Origin of the sequence: Brevibacterium sp. SIMBA_078, from assembly GCF_046534565.1 — a bacterium.
In the GTDB taxonomy this organism is placed as follows: domain Bacteria; phylum Actinomycetota; class Actinomycetes; order Actinomycetales; family Brevibacteriaceae; genus Brevibacterium.
Map to the genome: position 1 here is coordinate 1 of NZ_JAWRYQ010000655.1, position 231 is coordinate 231.

Consider the following 231-nt stretch of genomic DNA (forward strand, 5'->3'; position numbering starts at 1 on the left):
GGGTGATGCGAGAGAAAAACGTGCTCAAGGTCAAGTGAAACGGGCGAAAGTGCATGTTGATGCGGCACTTGAAAACATGAGACCGCACCGCGTATTAGAGCATGTACAGGATCAGATGATGCCAAGTGCTGATATTGAGCGGGCGCAAAACTTACTCAATGAGCGGTTGGCTAAAGATGCAGTCACAGTGGAGAGTCAATCGACTGATATGACAGCTTTGCAGGCCACGTT

At 49.4% G+C, this 231-nt stretch carries 1 protein-coding gene; it reads left to right on the forward strand.

Going from position 1 to position 231, the window contains the following annotated elements; translation table 11 throughout:
• On the forward strand, positions 1-231 hold a 231-nt coding region (locus SB749_RS21120), incomplete at both ends, for a hypothetical protein (RefSeq protein ID WP_410712045.1).